Here is a 15,861-nt window from a genome sequence, read left to right on the forward strand (position 1 = left end):
GAAACCGAGCGACTCATAATGCGAAGAGTTCCTGAGTGTAAGGCTTTGTGTGCGCCAGACCGAGCAGTTGGCATACGTTGCCACACAGTTCAGTTTGTTTGACGGAGCAGGCTTGGTGACTAAATGAATGGCCGATGACAAACAGCGGCACATCGCGCTCTTCTGGCAAGGTGCCGCCATGAGAGCGATCGTCATTCATGCCATGATCACTGGTAACCAATATTTGGTAGCCATCTTGAATCCAAGACTCAATATAGTGAGACAAAATGATATCGACTCGACGCGCGCTGTTGCGATATTGAGGCGAGTTCAAACCATGCTTATGCCCCATGTCGTCAATATTCATCGGGTGGATCAGCAAAAAATCAGGCTGATGGGTCCGTCTTAAATGTTCGGCATCCAAAAACAACGCCTCGTCTGGATAATGATCCCATTGGTAGAAACAGCCGTGTTGAATGTTAAGCGATTCATCACAGGTAAAGCGGTCGCGTGTGGCATCATACGGCGCGCGATTGTACAGCTCACTCACCCAATGATAAGCCGCCGCTGCGGTGATTTTGCCCTGCGCTTTGGCTAGGCTAAAAATCGAGTCGTGCTTTGACAGGCGAACGATATCATTACTCACTATGCCACTTTCAACCGGACGAACCCCGGTCAAAATGCATTCGTACAGCGGCCGCGACAGAGATGGCAGCTCGCTTTGCAGACAATACAGTGACGCTCGCGCATCAGATAACGGTAAATGGTGTTCTAAAAGACCATTCAAGTAGCCCATGCAATCACGGGCGACTTGATAATTCAGGCCATCTAGCACAACAAGGATAACCTTATTGCTCATTGTTATTGCCTGTTACTGTTGGTGAATTAGAACGTTTTCTTGCCATTGACGCGGCAATTTGCGCGCAGATTTTTCCCATGCGGAAAAATCACTCACTGGATGAACATTGCGGTATTGCTCATTAGCAATCAATTTGTCTTGAATCGATTTTGGTAGCGTGATGTTAGTGCGAATTGGACGCGCGTAGCCTTGCGCCAGATTGATCTGCCCCTTATCGCTGAAAATGTATTCTCGGGCCAGTTTTGCCGCATTGGGGTTTTTGGCGTATTTGTTGATGATGGTGGTGTAACCGGAAATGACTGAGCCATCTTGAGGAATATTGACACTAAAGCGTTCGCGGTCAATCTTGTCACGATAATTCAGTGCGTTGAAATCCCACATGATCGCCACTTCAACTTCACCCTTTTCCAGTGTGGCAAGGTTCGGATCGGTAAAGGAGAGGCGACCTTGTTTCGCAAGTTTAGCGAAAAACTCGATTGCCGGTTTTAAGTTTGACTCGTCACCACCATTCGCAAACGCTGCGGCTAAAATCGCGTTATTCGCTTGCGCGGCAATGCCCACATCACCAACCGTCACTTTGTAATCGCCTGTCAGTAGATCAGCCCAAGAAGTTGGCGCGTCTTTTACTAGGTTGTTGTTCGCGATAAACGCAATCGTTCCGGTATACGCTAATGCCCAGTGGCCCTCACTGTCTTTTGCCCAATCGGGAATATCGTCCCAAGTGCTCGGTTTATATGGCTGAGTCACTCCTTTTTTCACTGCGACACGCGCAAAGGCGACACCAATATCGCCGATATCCGCGGTGGCGTTTTTCTTTTCCGCTTCAAACTTAGCGATCTCTTGCGCCGAGCTCATGTCGGTGTCTTGGTGTTTTAGACCATAATGGGCGTGCAGATCGTCCCATGTGCCCTTCCAGTTAGCCCAGCTGTCTGGCATGCCGACGCTATATACCGCGCCTTCTTGCTGCGCCGCTTTAATCAGCGATTGCAAATCGCTCTCTTGGGCTAGGGTTGGCATAGACAGTGCGGCGGTGACTAACATGGCACGCGCGATGAATTTTTTCGGCATTCTTGTTGAACAGCAAAACAGTGATTTCATTCTCTTAATCCCTTTGGACTAGGTCAGTAAATTACTGTTATGTTAAGAAGCGAATATGACGATTTCGCGCAACGATCTTGACACTTTAACTAATATTCTGTGGCACTTAGGTTTCATTTGACGAGAAATTGGGCAAATTAATCTCGTATTGCTGTTTCTATTTTGCCTAATCGCTCGATCAAAAGCCCATTTGGACTAGTCCATATATGGTGAACGCGGTTATGACAAAACACTTGTCGATGTGAATGGGAATATAAGCGATGGGATACGGTGAAGGTTTGTGGGGATAGCACGATCTAACCCCAAATAACGTGACGTTATTTGGGGTTCATTACTCAATTACTGAGCCTGATAACTTGGATAGTCCAATAAGCCTTTCTCAGCACCGCCGAACAGCGTTGCAGGATCGTGCGCGGCGATTGGGTAATTGTGCTTGATGCGTTCTGGCAAGTCTGGATTTGCGATAAACGGACGGCCAAACCCCACCATATCTGCAAGACCGGCTGTCAACAGATGCTCAGCACTTTGCGCTTGATAACGGCCAGCGTAAATCAGCGTGTTACGAAACGCATGGCGCAGACGCACTTTAAATTCTGCTGGCGTTTCTGGCGCATCGTCCCAATCCACTTCCGCAATATGCAAATAGACAATATTCAAACGGTTAAGCAACTCACCCGCAGCCAAATAGGTCTCTACAGGCGTGTCGTCCACCGTGCCATTGAGTGAGGTAAATGGCGCTAAGCGCACACCCACGCGATCTGCACCAATGGCGTCACACATAGCTTCCACCACTTCACCCAAAAAGCGCAGACGATTTTCAATCGAACCACCGTACTCATCACTGCGATTGTTGGCTTGTGAATCAATAAACTGATTCACGAGATAGCCGTTTGCCGCGTGAAGTTCGATACCATCAAAGCCTGCTTCAATTGCATTGAGCGCCGCTTGTCGATATTGACCGATCACCTCGGTAATATCGGCTTTGGTCATCGCCCGAGGCTCAACCACGTCAACAAAACCCGGCTCGTCAGTACCATTATCAATAAACACTTTCACGCCTTCGGCTTTTAACGCCGAGGACGATATAGGCTGCGCGCCGCCAATGTTGTCTGGGTGAGTCACGCGCCCCACATGCCAGAGCTGAGCAAAAATAACACCGCCTTTTGCGTGCACCGCGTCGGTCACTTTACGCCACCCTGCAATTTGCTCTTGAGTGTAAATGCCGGGAGTCCACGCATAGCCTTGTCCCTCTGGAGAGATCTGCGTGCCTTCAGCAACAATCAAGCCTGCACTCGCGCGCTGAGCGTAATATTGCGCCATCATATCATTGGCAATGTTGCCCGGCTGAGTGGCGCGCGAACGGGTCATTGGCGGCATCACAATGCGGTTTGCCAATGTCAATTGACCCAAAGTGTGTGATTCAAATAATTTCACTGTCATTGCCAACCTCACTTCTCTTCAAGTTGAATAAGTTCAATCGAATAACCGTCTGGGTCACGAATAAAGGCAATATGAGTGCTACCGCCTTTCATTGGACCTGGAGCGCGAGTGATCACGCCACCTTGCGCCTGAATTTCAGCGCACGCCGCGTAGATGTCAGTGGTTCCTAGGGCAAGATGACCAAACGCATTACCAACTTCGTAGGCGTTGGTATCCCAGTTGTGGGTCAGTTCAATCGTGGCGTTGTTCGGATCGTTAGCGTCACCAACGAACACCAAGGTGTAACGATACTCTGGGTTCTCAAAGCGATCCAACACGCTCATACCCAACACTTTGGTATAAAATTCGATAGATTTGTCGAGATCCGTTACTCGAATCATGGTGTGCAATAATTTCATCAGCCTTTCCTCATGGCAAGGTTGCCTCGCAGCCTGATACCGCATGGCAATCAGTGGTTGAGGAACAGCATACTCAGCCGAAGCAACAATATGAAATTATCATTATTTATGTTTTTAATAATCTAAAATTATGATCTTCTTCTCGCGTAGCGTCGCTCTGAGGCTAATCACACTGAAACGCCCAGTTTAAGGCGGATCTTCATGACCAAACCAGTTACGCAGTTTATCGTGAGTGATGGTGAGGATCACGCCAAACGCAATCACCGCTGTGGTGACCACCAGCTTCGCCGCCGCTTTCTGCGGCGTTATCACTACTTGTATGATTTCCGCCCATACCCCATAGGTAATGTCGAGCCCCATCGCTTTTGTTGCGCCAATTCGACGAATGGAGACGTAATACATCCAAGTTGAAATGGCGCCTATGGTTGCCGCGCCAAACGCAATTTGGCCTGATTGGGACACCATCACAGGCTCGATAAGATGCATCGCATCGACCGCAGGTAACAAGACCGTCAAATCAATCAGCAGCGCCGAGCTGACATTAATAAGCAGTGCCACATGAGAAGGAACGTCGCTGTCGCGCATGCACCAAGCTAAAAAGACCGCTTGTACTGCCCAACCGAGCGCAGCGCAGAAGGCGTACATCACTCCCAAAGTGAGATGATCGGCAGGATGACTCAAGGTTTGATACGACAAATAACTCACGGAAATGACGATAACAACCACGCCGAGATAGTTTTTGCCACTGAGTTTTTCTTTGAGTAAAAAAGCGGAGAGAACCGCGCCGATGACCGGATAAATCGACGATATTACCGAGGTATAGCCAACGCCCGCGTATTTTACTCCTAATACAAAAAACAGCATGCCAAGCGGGCCACCCAAAATACCCGAAATCACCAGCAAACCGCCACGGCGGCTGAACAAGGTGCGAAACGCCACACCCAGTTTTCGCGTAAAAATGACCGCAAGTAAAATCCAGAGAGTGACAAAAATATCATTCAGAAAATTACTTAGAAAAGGGACTTTGTGGCCTAGCGCAGGGTCGGCAAGGATGTCGCTATGAATACTCACGCCAATCAAGGTGGTATTGAGCGCCCAAGTCAAACCGGAGAGCAAGCCTGCAACCACACCAATAAAATAGTGATTCTTCATATTCGCCAGTCTCCCTAAGCGACTTCGCTGCGTCTTTGACTAAGGGTAGACAGTAAGTGACCGATGGGTCGTCACTCTAACGCGACGGACGGCAAAATTGCGGGTGCAGCGATTTATTTGAAGTATCAAAACGCCGTCATCAACCGCATGATGAGCTGATGACAGCGCTTCTCCCCTAGCAGCGCGATCGCGCCGCTTAGAGTGGAAGGGGGTATATAAATTAATCTTGTGCCAGTACGGTTTGCTCAATGACCGTCATCACACCATTGTCACGATTACTTGGCGCGGAGAATTGGGCAAATTTTTTCACCTCTTCATGAGCGTTAGCCATAGCGTAGGAATAATCACTTACTTTCAGCATTTCAACATCGTTAAAATAGTCACCAAATGTCATGGTTTGCGCGCGAGTAAAGCCCATCGTCTGCTGCAAATGCTCAATGGCTGCGCCCTTTGACGCGTCTGCATGCATCAAATCAAGCCAGATTTTGGCACTGACCACCACTTGATGTGTTGCTGCAAACTGGTCGCGCATCGTTGGGTAGACCAGTGCTTCTGTTCCACCAAAATGACACAGCGCCACTTTAATGAAATCGTCCTCAACCGCCAGCAAATCGTCAACGTATTCGCAGCGAGCATAGTATTTACTGATTTCTGCTAATGCTTGAGGATCTTGCGTTTCAATGTACGCCGATTTTTTACCACACAGCACGGTATACGTTCCTTCAATGGCACGCGCTGTGGTGACAATGGCGTCGGTGTCCGCTTTGTCCATGGTGCTGCTGTACAACAACTTATCTTGATACATCACCATGGTGCCGTTATCCGCCACGTAGACCAAACGGTCTTTGATTGGCGCAAACGTCTCACACAAGCTGTAATACTGACGGCCCGATGCAGCGCAAAAGTAGATGCCTTTGGCATCAAGCTGCGCAAACACATCATAAAAATTAGCGGGCAACTGGCCATGCTCGTTAAGCAAAGTGCCGTCCATATCGGCGGCGATAAATTTGATGTTGGCGTAAGTCATAGTCACTCTCAAAGATCCAAAACAGCTTATTCCTTCCCCATGACGGTGCACCACTGTTGGCGCCTTCATGAACCTAGGAATGCAGTGGGTGGTTTATACCTTATTCTCACGCTTACGCCAACGACGATAACGCATCGCTCTACCCGTTATAAGCCGTTTAATGGGTATAGAACGCATAAAAAAGCGGCTCAACAAAATTGAGCCGCTGATATCCCAATAACTTGGCGTTACAGATATTCGCAAAGGTACGCTGTGGTTGCAGCCACTTTGACGTTAAACGAAGAATCGCCATCAACTTCAAATGATTGACCGGCTGAAAATGTTTGCCAATCGACGTGGCCGGGCAGCTTCACGGTCAATTCACCTTTGATCACGCTCATGCGCTCAGGTGCTGCGGTGCCAAAGGTATATTCGCCCGCCAACATAACGCCAACGCTGATGTTATCCACCTGCTCTTGGTAACCAAGCGATTTTACATTACCTTCAAAATAGCTGCTTTCTTTGATAGCCATCGTCATATCCTTATTTCAATTCATTCCTTAAAGAAGAATTGTTTTACCTGTAATTACGTTGCTACTCAAGCTTTTTGTCGCTTTAAGAAAGTGAAGTCGATTGGGTATATCCTTACTTTCGCAGCTTTGCCACAATGAATGTCATGACACCTAAAATGAAAAAGCCCCAAGCAAAAGGCTCAAGTGCATTAGGGCCATCAGACTCCAGCGGGTTGCTCGGTTCTGCATCCATCCAGATCCATCCCACCACACTAAGCAAAGCTAAAATAAAACACAGCGCCGTTAACCAATATTTTTTCATTGTTGAGCTAACTCCTTCTTTGATCGCGTAAACCCGCTCGCCCATACCCATACCATTACACCTTAGGAGAGAGTTGACGAAACGTCAGGCGCAAGAACGCGACCCTTAAGGTGAAAAAAAACCGCACTCCTTGAAGTGCGGCTCTATTCAAAGGCCTTTTTTGCTCAAAATACGATTACGCAGCAAACAGCAAAGCTTGTAGCTGCTCAAGTGATGAAACCGTAAAGGTCGGCTGAATGTCAGGATCGCTCGGTGCATCATGTCGGTTTAGCCAACAAGTATCAAACCCTGCGCGCGCACCGCCAAGAATGTCAGATTGCAACGTATCGCCTACCATAAGCACTTTTTTAGGGTCGGGATGTGCCATCAATGCGCTAGTGTAAGCGAAGATTTTGGCGTCAGGTTTTGCGACACCGACCTCTTCTGAAACCACGACATGCTCAAAGGTGTCACTCATCTCATTGCGTGAAAGTCGTACTGCCTGCAACTCAGTAAAACCATTGGTAATAATGCCAAGTTTCGCTCGCCCTTGTAACGCATTTAATAGCTCACGCGCTCCGGGCAGTGGCGTTGATATATCTGCCATCGCCTGCAAAAAGGCGGTATTAAGCGCCTGTGTTGTCGTATCGAGCTTTTGCGCCCAACTTTGAAATCGGGTTTGTTTAAGTTCATCTGCGGTGATCGTACCGTTTTGGTATTCCACCCAAAGCGGTTTATTGATCTGCTGATATTGAGCAAAAGCTTGCTCATCAAAATCGACACCATAACGAGAAAACATCAAACGCAATCCTTGATAGCCGTCAAAATGAAACAAGGTTTCATCGGCATCAAATAAAATCCACTCGTATTGCACTTTTTCTCCCATGATTTTCTACCAAGTCCAACCTAACGTTGGAAAATAACGATTGTATACTCAAACCACATCAGAGTGCAGCAGAGCTGGATCAATACGACGCCCACGAGCAAAGTACTGCTTATCGTATTCACCAATCTCTCGAATCACCTTGCATGGGTTACCAAATGCCACCACGTTGGCGGGAATGTCTTTGGTCACAACGCTGCCAGCGCCAATCACGCTGTTTTCACCAATCGTCACCCCAGGTAACACCACAGAATGTGCGCCAATCCAAACTCCCGCTTCAATGCGTACCGGTAAATTAAACTGACCAAACTTTCGCCGCAGCTCAGGCAGCACGGGATGGCCGCCAGTGGCAATGGTCACATTCGGGCCAATCATAACATAGTCCCCAATGTGCACTTCGGTATCGTCCACCAAGGTTAAGTTGAAATTAACGTAGACATAATCACCCAAGTGGGTATTTTTACCCCAATTGGCTCGCAGCGGCGGCTCGATATAACACTCTTTGCCCACTGAAGCGAAGATACGTTTCATCAACGCCTGACGGCCTTCCATGTCAGAAGGTCGCGTATGGTTAAAATCATACTGAATTTCCATACACTGCTGCTGCGCTTTCACCAGCGTTTCATCATTGCAAAAGTAAACCTCTTGCCCATGCATTTTGGCTTCCGTTTCGGCCAGTGAAGGACCGCTGTGGTGAGCGTCAATAACCTGTGCTGTGGTGGTTGAATTTTGGTTCATCGCGTATTTCCTAAATGCGTGCATATCCGCGCCAGCATTGTCATCGATGCTCTCAAAAAACCAAGAGAAATCGAATAAAATCGCACGGCAAATCACAGTTTCATTTCAGTCGACTTGCCACATATTTTAGACTCACGCGCTTTCGCGTCGTTTTGCTCTCCACCTCGAATCCTCTCTGTTACGCTAGGTGTAGAATGTTTTATTTATCACAACTCTTTGTTTTATTTGGAGCTTACTTCCATGTTCGGTTTTCGCCATCGTTACTCTAAACTTATGCTTCTTGGCGCTTTGCTTGGCCCACTTAGCGGTTGCTCACTGCTCGACATTAGCTTAGACAGCCAATCCACTCCGCTGACAACCGAAGAGTTGAACACTCGATTGCAAACCCGTGAATACGCAGTGCAGTTCTTTGCTCAAATCGAGCAGGCGGCGGATCACTTACACGACTATTACCCAAAAGAAGATAAGGTTCATCAGTCGTACATTTTGCTGTGGAAGATCAATGCCGAAGAGGGAATGCAACACGCCGCTTATCAGCTCTCTCCAATCGCGTCTTTGATTGACTCTTGGGTTTTTGCCCATCAAATGGCGGCATTTTTTAATACCGGGGCGGGCAATACCTTATTTAGCCCAATCGACACCGGTGATCATCAAGGCCTGACCGTCGCGCAAGTGACGGCAAATCATCTTCAACAAGCCGCAGATGAGATGGCTAGGAGCGTCTTAACCAAAAGTGAATTTGACAAAAACCTGTCGTTTGTCGAACAGTTTGCGAAGCGCTATCCGTTTGCCGATCTCAGCTTTATTCGCACGCCCGCCTACCATGAGTGGTTAAAAGCAAATGGCATTTCGGCGCGCGATGCCGTCACCACCTTGGGCACCATTCCGGAAGCCATTGGTGATGTGTCTAACCGCTTGGCTCTAGCCGCCAATCAAGGCCCTAAATTACTGTCGTGGAAAGCCGAACTGATCGCATTAAATAGCACCATCAGTACTGATGAAATCTCCGCTGCACTAAATAGTGTGCAAGCCACCTCACAAGCGTTTCAAGATTTCGTCAACAACAACCCAGAATATATGGAAGACTTAGCGAAACAGATGGCGATTCAATTACAGCCTTTGGTGACAGAGATTGATAGCAAAACCAGCGCGCAACTGGCCAAACTCAGTCAAGAGCGCATGGCACTCGATACCATGGTTGCGCGAGAACGAAGCGAGTTAGTTCAATTAATTGAACGTGAGCGCAAAGCGCTGGCAGAAATTGTCGATAATGAACGACAAAAAATCGCTCAGGATCTTGATACGCTGGCTCAAGATGCGATTACTCAAATCATGCAGCAATTAACCACTTTGATTAAGCAAACGGCGGTCTATCTCATTTTAGTGGTTTTGGTCATATTCTTTGCACCACTGGGGCTTGGCTATGCGCTCGGGCGACGCAGTAACGGACGTCGCAACGAACCGCGCCAGTAACTGGTTTGTTGCGATTTTACCTCAACAGCTTGACAAGCCTTATCAATTTCACCGCTTGTGACTTGCAAACCTTATGAAACCAGAGTAATAGTATTTATATTCACGTGCTCTCATTATGCGGCGAACTTAGCACCACAATCAGGCATCACAGTTCGCTCGCATCCCTTGGGTTCATGGTGATATTTTCGAGGAGAGGAAGGACACACTCATGCTAAAAAAACGCTTTTTCAAAACAAAAGATGAAGTCGAAGTCACTTTTGAGGTGGCACAACAAGATTGGGCGACTGTCGCTGTTGCGGGGGATTTCAACAATTGGCAACCAGAGCCAATGAAACTGAACAAAAAAGAGGGCCAATTTCGCTTTAAAACACGCCTGCCAAAAGCGCAGCAAGTTCAGTTTCGCTACCTATTTGATGACACACATTGGGACAATGATCCTCAAGCCGACACGTATGTCGCCAATGATTTTGGCACAGACAACAGTGTGGTACTGACCGAAGAGTTGGCATAATTAAACACCAAGGTTTCGTCACCATGCATCCGCCCACACTTTGTGTGGGCGGATTTTATACCCAAGTAACCTCAAGATACATGGTTCAGCGAGAATGACTTGGTTTGTCAGTGAGGCGAGGATTTGAAGATTGAGTGGTTCTCAATCGAAAATCGTCAACAAAGCTGATGAGCCAAGACAGCTCGCCCCTTGGGAGCCAATCACTGAACCGATAGCGGCGTTAAACAACTTGAAAATAGACTCGCTATTTCGCTGCGTTGTTTGCCTTGCTCTCAGCTCAGTGAGCCGGCTCTGAATCCAGCATCTTGGGGTCACTTGGGTATATTTCGTTTTAGACCACCATCAGCGAGTCTAAAATACCTTGCCCGCTGTGAATCCCGCCTTCGTTTTCGGACGCTGGTTTACTGCGGATCAAATACCCTGCATACCCAGCATAGTCTGTCATCGGCTCACCCTGATAAAACGCGGTAAATAGCCCTATCTCACTCACTAAATCATCCACTTGCGTCGCCGCTGCCTGACGAATGGCCAGTGCTGGTGTATCTCGTTCGTGCGGATATAAGCGCTGCATTAATAGCCAAGCGTTGTACTCATTCTCATGCAATGACGCCAATTTTTCGCCAATCGCCGAGCCAAACACACAGTGACCACCACCTTCACCTTGGTTTTTTAGTACCCAATCCTTCTGCTGAGCGTGGTCAAAAAACCAAGCGATGGTCTCTGGATTGAGCGGCTTCATCTCCGCTAAAACAGTTTTGACCGCATTGGCTTCTTCTATGGTTAAGCCCCATTGCAAATACGCCTGCGCTGGCATCATAGTCAGTACCATTTGCATGGTTTTACTGGTCGCCAACTGTTGACCCAAAGTGGCATTCAACGCCACACGATGCTGTTCAATCATACGTCGCGTTTGCCCTAGAGTGTGACAGCACTCTTTTTCATCATCCAACCAATAATCTTGGCACTGGTAACCGGCGCGCAAATAGACCACATCGACTGCGCCTATCCCGTCAAGCAACAAGCGACCATTCTCACCACTGAGCAACGTGTGATGCAACTGTGCAAAGGTTCGGCGCACAGTGCGAACGCCTCGCGCTTGCAGGGCTAACTCAAGCAGATGCTGATCGTAAACATTGTCTTCGTTGGCTTGTACCACCATCACAAAGGTGGGTGCGCCTTGCTGAGGCTCTTGAAAAGCGAAATCCGCTTGAATGCGCCGCGCCGCCTGTTCAATCGCTTTGGCTAACTGGTCAATCCCCGCATTATTGACCAACTCACCCTGACTGGCCGCGCTCCACCGCGTAAATTCCACTGGCCATTGGCGTTGTAAAAATCGATGCAATTCACTAGCGCGCTGACCAAACGGAGCCATGCCCGCCGCAATACCGTTAAACTCAATCACCTTGGCGCCTTGCTGGCGGTCATCCATATAATCAGTGCGCATCAGCAGCAGCGGTTGACGCAGTGGTTGGATGACCTCCCCGCGAGCACGCTGAGCCGCTGAGCCGTGTATCTGCAGGTGCAGCCCCATTAAACGACCAAAAAACGCGTCTGCTTGTGCCATAGGAGCGAGCTGTTGCTGCAAAAAATCAGCGTCTTCGGACACCGCGTCAACCAACTTAGCAATCAATGGGGTAACGAATTGAAGATGAGCAAACGCCTTTTTCTCCATCACCATAGGTGCAAAGCTAAACGGGCAATGACGCGCGCTGTTATCCCCTTGGCGAAAGGCGACACCATGCATAATGGCCCACTCACACGCCTCTTCTATCACTTGCGGTGGCAAAAGCTGGGTTGCCATTAAAGGGGTCGAGTTCGTTGAATTTAAGGCCGTTCCATCAAGTGCGATACTTAAATCTGTGGCTATTGTCATTCTGTTCACCATTACATTGTTATTTCTTGTGGCGGGCATATCGGCAATACCTCGCTTATCTCTTGTGACTGGGCTTGTAACGCCTCTTGCTGCTGCGCAAGATAAAGCTGGCGATAAGGCCCTTCGTGTTCAATGAGCGTTTCATGAGTTCCGCTTTGCGCCAATTCACCTCGTTCAAATACCAAAATCTGATCGGCATGCCGCACTGTCGACAGACGATGCGCCACGCTTATTACGGTGCGGCCTTTTGGTAACTGGTCTAATGCCGCTTTCACACACAACTCAGTATCGCTATCGATGTTGGCGGTTGCCTCATCCAGCAAATATATCTGAGGATCATGGGCGAGCACGCGCGCGAGCGCAATAAGCTGCTTTTCACCGACGGAAAAGGTGTGATCACTGGCAGTGTGATGAAACCCGTCAGGCAGCTGCGTAATAAAGGCATCCGCTTTCACCTGCCGCGCCACTTGCTCGGCTCGGTCAAGGCTGATCGATTCATTACCAAGCGCAATATTGTCATAAACGCTGCCGCGAAGTAGCAGCGGATCTTGAGACACCAAACCAAACAGCGCGCGACGTTCGGTTTCATCGAGCTGCGACAGTGGTGCCCCCCCGATGTAAATCTCCCCTTGTTGTGGCTGATAAAAGCGCATCAACAAATTAATCAGCGAGCTTTTTCCGCTGCCTGTATGCCCGACAATGGCGGTAAAACTGCCTTGCTTTACCGTGAGATTGACGTTTTTCAACGTGGGGTTGGTGCCGTCATAGGAAAAATCCACATCGCGAAACTCAATATCCAGTGTGTCACGCGCGTTTAAGCGCGGCGAAAGTGGTGCGTCAGACGCCCGCTCCAAGGCCAAATATGCTGGTGCATCCAACAACTCAAACACCCGCTTAGCGGCCACACTGGCAACTTGTAATTTTCGCAGCTCCATCGACAACTGACGAAACGGGTCAAAAAAGCGTTCAATGTAATTCAAAAATGCGTATACCGTGCCAATCGCAACAAACGTATGCAGCGACGCTCCTGCAAACCAGGTGATGATCGCCGCAGCGGTCAAGGTGCCAATCAAACGCGTTAGCGGAACCAATAGCCAACTGTCCATCGCCACAGATTGATTACGATAGTCTTGCCACTGCTGATTTTCATCGGCAAATTGTGCGCCGATGCGCGCTTGCTGATTAAACGCTTGAATTAGCGTCATGCCTTGCAGCGACTCGTTAATTTCGCCATTGATAAGGCTCACTTGGCGCCGCACACCATCAAAGGCGGCCATCGACACTCGTCGATAAAGCTGCATCACACCAAGTAACAGAGGGATCAACGCAAGACTTAGTAGCATTAAACGCCAATCGAGCAGTGCCATCGCGGTAAAAATCGCCACAATTCGAACACTGCCTTGCAAAATGGTTGGCAGGGTCGAGACAAACAGTTCACGCATCGATTCGGTATCGTGGGTAATGTGTGAAACCAGTTGGCCTGTCGGCGTATTATCAAAGCGCGCCATCGGCAATTTCAGTAAACGCGCAAACAGCGACCGCCGCACATCACGCACCACCAGCAAAGCACCGTGACGAAATCGCAACGATTGCTGATAACTCAGCAGCGCGCCGATGATGTAACTTATGGCGATAGCCATCAAATAGGGCGCAACCTCTCGCCACGTCCAATCAGCTTGGCTCACCACATCATCCAGCACCACTTTCATTAGCCAAGGAATCGCCATTTCGGCGGCAACTGACAACGCAAGCAAAATCAGTGCGAACGTAAACTGACGCCAGTAGGGGCGTGCCAAGGCCGTCATGCGCCCAAATAAAGCGTTATGCGTGTGAGTAATCAAAGACCACCTCCAAAGCGTGTGTCGATGTTATCGATGCACTTAGCGCCACATCGTCTTTTGACTTTGCCGCCAGCATCTGTTGTTGATAGACACTGGCATACCAGTCTGAGCGGGCGATAAGCTGTTCATGAGTGCCTTGCTCACGGATCTCGCCGCACTCTAACACCACAATGTGGTCGGCATAACGCAAATTGCTCAATCGCTGACTCACCAAAAGCCACGTTTTGTGACGGTAATGCTGAGTGAGATTGGCAAACACCAGTGCTGCGGTTTTTTGGTCAAGCGCACTAAAGGGATCATCGAGCAACAGCACATCGGCACTCGACATTAACGCACGCGCGAGGGTTAGGCGCTGACGTTGCCCTCCCGACAAATTGGCGCCCCCTTCTTGCAGCTCGGTATCATAGCCTTGAGGCATAGCCGCAATCTCATCGGCCAAACCGACATGACGTGCAACAATTTCAATCTCACTTTGCGACACACTTGGGTTAGCAAATGCGATATTTTGCGCAATCGTGCCACGAAACAAAAACGGCTTTTGTGGTACCCACGCCATGCGCTGGCGCAGCGAAGCCAAGGTCAATGTTTCACCAGACGCGCCCCCAATTGAGATGGTCGATGCTAAGGGCAACTCATGCAGGCGCAGCGCCAAACGCAATAGCGTACTCTTGCCGCCGCCGGTTGGCCCTGTCACGCCAACAAACCCGCCTTTGGGCAGTGTAAACCGCACATTGCGTAGTGCCGGACGGCTCTTGTCGGTATAACGAAACTCACCAATATCAAACGCGATGTCGCTAGGCACGTGCTTTTCGAGCACCGTCGTGCCTTGCGTTATCTCATCGTCATCATCAAACAAGTTGGCCAAACGCTGCCATGCAGTACGCCCGCGTTGAAACACATTAAATTGCCAGCCAAATTGCATAAAAGGTCCCAGCAATTGCGATAAATAAAGGGTAAAGGTGGTCAATAAACCAATGGTTAATTCCCCTTTTGCTATCAGCCATACGCCCAAGCCAAGTGATACCACCAATGAAGCGCCATAAATGAGCTGTATCGTCGGGGCAAAGGCGGCGTCCAACTTAGCAACGGTCAAATTGGCCGCCATGGTGTCATCCAGCGCGGTATCAAAGCGCTGAGTTTGCCGAGTATTGAGCCCATGCGCTCTTACCGCACGCATACTCGCAACGGTTTCGCGCGCCTCTTCGGTAAGATGACCGTATTGCGCTTGAGAATGAGCAAAGCCGCGATGCAATTGAGTACCATAGCGATGCGTGGCCCAAACCAAGAGTGGAAATGGCAACAAAGCGGCGGCAGTCAAACTGCCGCTCACCACCCAAATCATGCCAACAATTACCGTGACGCCTGCAATAAACGCATCTACCAGTGTCATCACGCCAATGCCGACCGCTTGCTCCACGGCATCGAGATCGCTTGTCGCGTGCGCCATCAGCTCTCCAGTGCGACGACGCGCATAAAAGCGAGGTGAGAGCGCGCTGAATTTCGCAAACAGCGCCAAACGCAGATCTTTTGTAATCGCAATGGACGCGCCATAAAGCTGGCTTTGCCAAACGTAACGCAACCCATACATTGCCAACGCAGCCAGTAACATTGCGCCGACATGGCTAATGATTTTCTCGCTAGTGAGCGTTTGCTGACTCATGCGGTCAATCAGTTCACCAATCAACCAAGATGGCAATAAATTTAATATCGCCACCAATTGCAGTGCCAAAAACGCCCACACATAGCGACGCCAATACGGCATGATGTAGTGCCGCAATGCCCAAAGTATCGACATAG

The 15,861-nt window shown here is 49.2% G+C and carries 15 protein-coding genes; 2 read left to right on the plus strand and 13 right to left on the minus strand.

Annotation, left to right across the window (positions count from 1 at the left end):
* Positions 1 to 13: 13 nt before the first annotated feature.
* The 10 genes from HGP28_RS02990 to HGP28_RS03035 form a co-directional block, all read right to left on the minus strand.
* On the minus strand, positions 14 to 838 hold the full coding sequence (locus HGP28_RS02990) for an alkaline phosphatase family protein (RefSeq protein WP_168834954.1): 825 nt from the start codon (positions 836 to 838) through the stop codon (positions 14 to 16).
* 12 nt (positions 839 to 850) lie between these two features.
* A complete protein-coding gene (locus HGP28_RS02995; RefSeq protein ID WP_168834955.1) occupies positions 851 to 1,936 on the minus strand; it encodes an ABC transporter substrate-binding protein in 1,086 nt (361 codons plus the stop codon).
* Positions 1,937 to 2,275: 339 nt separating this feature from the next.
* On the minus strand, positions 2,276 to 3,376 hold the full coding sequence (locus HGP28_RS03000; protein WP_168834956.1) for an alkene reductase: 1,101 nt from the start codon (positions 3,374 to 3,376) through the stop codon (positions 2,276 to 2,278).
* Positions 3,377 to 3,384: 8 nt separating this feature from the next.
* The gene (gene gloA / locus HGP28_RS03005) at positions 3,385 to 3,774 is read right to left on the minus strand and encodes a lactoylglutathione lyase (protein WP_168834957.1); all 390 of its coding nucleotides are present in this window, start codon (positions 3,772 to 3,774) and stop codon (positions 3,385 to 3,387) included.
* 186 nt (positions 3,775 to 3,960) lie between these two features.
* Complete coding sequence (locus tag HGP28_RS03010) at positions 3,961 to 4,926, minus strand: DMT family transporter (protein ID WP_168834958.1); 966 nt, start codon at positions 4,924 to 4,926, stop codon at positions 3,961 to 3,963.
* 220 nt (positions 4,927 to 5,146) lie between these two features.
* Positions 5,147 to 5,953, minus strand: coding sequence for a Cof-type HAD-IIB family hydrolase (locus HGP28_RS03015; protein ID WP_168834959.1), 807 nt, complete (start codon positions 5,951 to 5,953; stop codon positions 5,147 to 5,149).
* Between the two features lie 227 nt (positions 5,954 to 6,180).
* Positions 6,181 to 6,465: a pyrimidine/purine nucleoside phosphorylase gene (gene ppnP / locus HGP28_RS03020; protein WP_168834960.1), complete on the minus strand. Its 285-nt coding sequence runs from the start codon at positions 6,463 to 6,465 to the stop codon at positions 6,181 to 6,183.
* Between the two features lie 112 nt (positions 6,466 to 6,577).
* Entirely contained in the window at positions 6,578 to 6,766 is a 189-nt protein-coding gene (locus HGP28_RS03025; protein ID WP_168834961.1) for a hypothetical protein, read from the minus strand.
* Positions 6,767 to 6,941: 175 nt separating this feature from the next.
* Positions 6,942 to 7,619: a pyrimidine 5'-nucleotidase gene (gene yjjG / locus HGP28_RS03030; RefSeq protein WP_168835096.1), complete on the minus strand. Its 678-nt coding sequence runs from the start codon at positions 7,617 to 7,619 to the stop codon at positions 6,942 to 6,944.
* Positions 7,620 to 7,679: 60 nt separating this feature from the next.
* Positions 7,680 to 8,285 (minus strand): sugar O-acetyltransferase, encoded by a 606-nt coding sequence (locus HGP28_RS03035; RefSeq protein WP_168835097.1) that lies wholly within the window; start codon positions 8,283 to 8,285, stop codon positions 7,680 to 7,682.
* 321 nt (positions 8,286 to 8,606) lie between these two features.
* Here HGP28_RS03035 and HGP28_RS03040 point away from each other — a divergent pair, with 321 nt between their 5' ends.
* Positions 8,607 to 9,839, plus strand: coding sequence for an OmpH family outer membrane protein (locus tag HGP28_RS03040; RefSeq protein ID WP_168834962.1), 1,233 nt, complete (start codon positions 8,607 to 8,609; stop codon positions 9,837 to 9,839).
* Positions 9,840 to 10,047: 208 nt separating this feature from the next.
* Positions 10,048 to 10,350: an isoamylase early set domain-containing protein gene (locus HGP28_RS03045; RefSeq protein WP_168834963.1), complete on the plus strand. Its 303-nt coding sequence runs from the start codon at positions 10,048 to 10,050 to the stop codon at positions 10,348 to 10,350.
* A gap of 331 nt (positions 10,351 to 10,681) precedes the next feature.
* On the opposite strand, the gene HGP28_RS03050 is transcribed toward HGP28_RS03045, so the two are convergent.
* The 3 genes from HGP28_RS03050 to HGP28_RS03060 all read right to left on the minus strand — a co-directional run bounded on the left by HGP28_RS03050 (position 10,682) and on the right by HGP28_RS03060 (position 15,859).
* Positions 10,682 to 12,151 carry a glutathione synthase gene (locus tag HGP28_RS03050; RefSeq protein WP_168835098.1) on the minus strand — a complete coding sequence of 490 codons (1,470 nt, stop codon included), beginning with the start codon at positions 12,149 to 12,151 and terminating at the stop codon, positions 10,682 to 10,684.
* Positions 12,152 to 12,234: 83 nt separating this feature from the next.
* The gene (locus HGP28_RS03055; RefSeq protein ID WP_246225517.1) at positions 12,235 to 14,064 is read right to left on the minus strand and encodes an ABC transporter ATP-binding protein; all 1,830 of its coding nucleotides are present in this window, start codon (positions 14,062 to 14,064) and stop codon (positions 12,235 to 12,237) included.
* Positions 14,045 to 15,859: an ABC transporter ATP-binding protein gene (locus HGP28_RS03060; RefSeq protein WP_168834964.1), complete on the minus strand. Its 1,815-nt coding sequence runs from the start codon at positions 15,857 to 15,859 to the stop codon at positions 14,045 to 14,047. The genes HGP28_RS03055 and HGP28_RS03060 overlap by 20 nt, the downstream gene beginning before the upstream one ends.
* Positions 15,860 to 15,861: the final 2 nt, after the last annotated feature.

Source organism: Vibrio agarilyticus (assembly GCF_012641465.1).
In the GTDB taxonomy this organism is placed as follows: domain Bacteria; phylum Pseudomonadota; class Gammaproteobacteria; order Enterobacterales; family Vibrionaceae; genus Vibrio; species Vibrio agarilyticus.